This is a genomic window from Streptomyces sp. CO7 (genome assembly GCF_053474865.1).
In genome coordinates this window covers 1292543-1296543 of record NZ_JBRIOU010000002.1, presented here as the reverse complement: position 1 = coordinate 1296543, position 4001 = coordinate 1292543, and the positions used below count along the sequence as shown (strand labels likewise).

Sequence of the window (4001 nt, the reverse complement as noted above, 5' to 3'; positions counted from 1 at the left end):
CGCCGTGGTGGCGGGAAGGGTCAGGGCGATCGCCGTGGCGGTGACCACGGCTGCGGTGCTGCGGCGCATGCGGGTGCCTTCTCTCTCGAGCACGGGTGCTGCGGGTCCCCGCGCGCCGGGCGGCCGTTGCCCGGGGTGCCGGCCGGCGGACGATGTCCCCTTTCCCCTGATACGACAGCCGGAAGGGGGACATGGTTGCACCGGGCGGCGCGACTCACCCGAACTGCTTACGGACGCGTGTCGTCCAGTACCCGCAGCAGCCACTGCGCGGCCGCCGGCCGCTCCCCGGGCGCCGCGCCCGCCCCGGCGTTGCCCGGGAAGAGCCGCCCCCAGGCGGCGGCGCGGGTCAGCGCCGCCAGCCGCAGGGCCAGGTCCAGGCCGCGCCGCAGGTCGGCGGCGGTGCGGCCGGGGCCGGTCCACGCCTCCAGGTAGGCGTCGCGGAGCCTGGGCAGCGTCGCGTCGCCGTGGCGGCGGCGGAAGATCCGGGAGGTGACCAGCATGCTGCAGAACGGGTGGGTGACGGAGGAGTCGCCCCAGTCGAAGAAGGTGTAGCGGCCCGGCTCCGGCCGGAGGATCTGGCCGTCCTGGAGGTCGGAGTGGTCTAGGGTGTCGGCGATCCCCAGCGCGGCGAGTTCCGCGCTCGCCCCGTCGATCAGCGGCCGGGCCGCTTCCAGCCGGGCGCGCTCGGCGGTGTCCAGGTGGGCGGCGTTCTCGGCCAGCAGCCGCTCGAACAGCGCGGGCAGCGCGGCGGTGCGCGCCTCGGGCAGGCCCGCCGCGGTCAGTTCGGCGGTGTGGCCCGTGAGGGTTTGCTGCACCTGGGCGTATCGCGGCAGGATCTCCTCCCAGACCCGGGTCGCCTCCCGGACGTCGGCCCCGGCGAGGACGTCGGCCAGGACCGGGCCCCCGTCGGGCAGCAGCGACCAGCCGCGGTCGGCGTCGACGGCGAGCGGACGGAGCACGCGGCCGGGTACCCGGCGGTCCAGGACGGGGGCGAGGCCCGCCTCGAAGCGGCTCGCGGGCGGGTTGGCCTTGAACCAGACCCGCGAGCCGTCGTCGGTGGGGATCCGGACCAGGACGGACCACGGGCGCAGCCGGGCGGTCCGCGTGCCGGCCGGGCGCAGGCGGTGTGCCGTCAGCCCTTCGGCGGTGAAGGCCTCCGCGGCGCTGCGCCAGGCGGCGTCGCCCCAGGGGGTGACGGCGTCCGGCCAGTCGCCCCGGTCGATGTCGGTGTCGGTCGTCGTGTGCCGCATGCGGCCATTGGACCAGCAGGACACGCCGTGCGACCAGCGTTTTCTCCCCGGCGGCAGCCGGGGCGAGCGATCACCGCCCGCCCCGGGCGTCGGCGGCGGGGGCGGTGGACGCGGAGTGTTGGTGCCGCGATCCGCCGGTGGGCTGCGCCTACCCTGCAGCGTTCGTGTCGGCTGATCGTCGGACACCGCTGGACGGCAGTCCCGCAGGCGGGTGGTCCGGGGCAGGAGAGCAGACGTATGAGGTGCGAGGTTCGGGCGATCACCCGCGAGGAGCATCTGGACTTCGTCCGGGCGCGGCCGTCGGTGAGCCATCTGCAGGTCCCCGCCTGGGGTGACGTCAAGGAGGACTGGCAGCCGCGGTACCTGGGCTGGTTCGACGGGGACGGGCGACCGGTGGGGGCGGGGCTCGCGCTGCTGCGGGCGATGCCCGGCATCGGCCGCTCGCTGGCCTACCTCCCGGAGGGCCCGGTGGTGGACTGGGACGACTCCGACCTGGCCGAGGGATGGCTGCGGCCGATGCTGGACCACCTGAAGGGCCTGGGCGCGTTCAGCGTGCGGCTGGGTCCGCCGGTGGTGTCCCGGCGGTGGAGCGCCGAGCGGGTCAAGGAGGCGGTCGCCGACCCGGCGGCGCACCGGCTGGCGGACGCGGAGCCGTCCGCACGCGAGGAGCGGGCCGACGAGGTCGCCGAACGGTTGGAGCGGTCCGGCTGGCGGCGCTCGAGCGAGGGCGGCTCGGGCGGCTTCGCCCTCGGGCAGCCGCGGTACGTCTTCCAGCTGCCGCTCGCCGGCAGGACGCTGGAGCAGGTCCGAAACGGCCTGAACCAGCAGTGGCGGCGCAACGTGAAGAAGGCCGAGAAGGCCGGCGTCAAGGTCGTCGAGGGGGACGGCGAGGACCTGGGAACCTTCCACGAGCTCTACCTGGAGACCGCGAAGCGCGACGGGTTCACCCCCCGGCCGCTCGGCTACTTCCGCCGCATGTGGGACGCGCTGCGCGCGGAGGACCCGGGCCGGATGCGCCTGTACCTGGCGTCGCACGACGGGGAGACGCTGGCCGCGGCGACCATGCTGACGGTGGGTGAGCACGTCTGGTACTCCTACGGCGCCTCCACCACGCGCCGCCGCGAGGTGCAGCCGAGCAACGCGCTGCAGTGGCGGATGATCTGTGACGCCCACGAGCGCGGCGCCGCGGTCTACGACCTGCGCGGGATCACCGACACCCTCGAGGAGGACGACCCGCTGCTCGGTCTGCTCCGCTTCAAGGTGGGCACCGGAGGCGAGGCCGTGGAGTACCTCGGCGAGTGGGAGTACCCCCTGAACAAGGCCCTGCACAAGGCATTTGAGGTGTACATGGCCGCGCGGCGATGACCGCCGGGTAAAGAATCGGACGCCTGACAGGTCGTCGGCCGGGCCATCCTTGGTCAACTTGATGTGACAAGTGGGCGATTGTCAGAAATCTGTGATCAACTTCTCCTCACAGTTCGGTCACCAGCAGGCAAGTCGAGACACACAACATCCCTATAGTGTCCCCGAGTTGCCGCCCTGCTGCGCCTGGCCCGCTGAGGAGTACGCCGATGAGACCTACCCGAGCCCGCTCGGCCATGTTCGTCTGGGGAGTGACGACCGGCGCGCTGGCGGGCGTCGTGGCGTTCGCCGCCCCGGCCGAGGGCCAGGGGTTCGTCTGGGCCGTCGGCGGGGCCGCCACGGTGACGGTCACCTCCGGGCTCGCCGCCTGGTTCCGCGGCCGTGAGCGGCTCGCCCGCGAGCGGTACGCCGAACTCGAGGCGGACGCCGTGCGGTTCGCGGACACCACGCTGCCGGCGGCGCTCGCCCGGGTCGCCGAGGGCGCCACCGCGGAGCGGGTGCTGGCCGAGTTCACCCGGACCGGGAAGCGGGCGGCCCTGGCCCCCGCCCGGCCCGAGCAGGTGCGGGCGCTCCAGCAGGCCGTGCGGGCGCTGGGCCGCAGCGAGGCCCGCCGGGCCGCCGCGCTGGCCGCCTGCGCCAACGCCGCCGGCCGCATGCAGGCCATGTCCACCTCCACCCTCGCCGAACTGCGGGAGATGGAGGAGCGCCACAACGACGGCGACGTGCTGGCCGACCTGCTGCACGTCGACCACCGCACCGCGCAGGCCGGCCGGCTTGCGGACTCCATCGCCGTGCTCAGCGGCGCCCGCTCCGGACGCCGCTGGGCGCGTCCCATCGCCATGGAGTCGGTGCTGCGCGGCGCGATGGGCCGGATCGCGGGCTACCAGCGGGTGCGCCTGAGGGCCGTGCCGCCGAGTCTGTCCGTGGCCGGTCACGCCGCCGAGGGCGTGATGCACGTGCTGGCCGAACTCCTGGACAACGCCTGCAACTTCAGCCCGCCCAGCACCGAGGTCCACACCTACGTCAGCGAGGTGCCGGCCGGTCTGCTGGTCACCGTCGAGGACAGCGGCCTGACCATGAGCGACTCGGCCCTGCGCCGCGCCGAGCACGCGGTCTCCGGGGACACCCCCGACCTGTCCGCGCTCACCGGCACCCGGCTCGGTCTGGCCGTCGTCGGGCACCTGGCCCGCAAGCACGACCTCACGGTCTCCTTCCGTCCCTCCGCGACGGGCGGCACCGCGGTGCTGGTACTCGTCCCCCGCCACCTGATCTCCCGGACCGACGAGCCCGCGCCGGCCGCGGCGGCCGAAGCCACCGCCCCGGCCTCCGCCGCTGCCGCCGGCACCGAGCCGGCCGCCGCGCGCCCGGCCGGCGGAGCGATCCCCAGCC

General features: G+C 74.8%; 3 protein-coding genes. 2 read left to right on the top strand and 1 reads right to left on the bottom strand.

Translation table 11 applies throughout. From position 1 onward, the window contains the following. Positions 1 to 227: 227 nt before the first annotated feature. Entirely contained in the window at positions 228 to 1250 is a 1023-nt protein-coding gene (locus tag ACOV8S_RS07875) for a phosphotransferase (RefSeq protein ID WP_448316933.1), read from the bottom strand. Positions 1251 to 1487: 237 nt separating this feature from the next. Between ACOV8S_RS07875 and ACOV8S_RS07870 the strand changes: the two genes are divergently transcribed. Beyond that, positions 1488 to 2615, top strand: coding sequence for a lipid II:glycine glycyltransferase FemX (locus ACOV8S_RS07870; RefSeq protein ID WP_448316932.1), 1128 nt, complete (start codon positions 1488 to 1490; stop codon positions 2613 to 2615). Positions 2616 to 2821: 206 nt separating this feature from the next. Next, positions 2822 to 4001 (top strand): sensor histidine kinase (locus ACOV8S_RS07865; RefSeq protein ID WP_448316931.1); only part of this gene is annotated, 1180 nt, incomplete at its 3' end.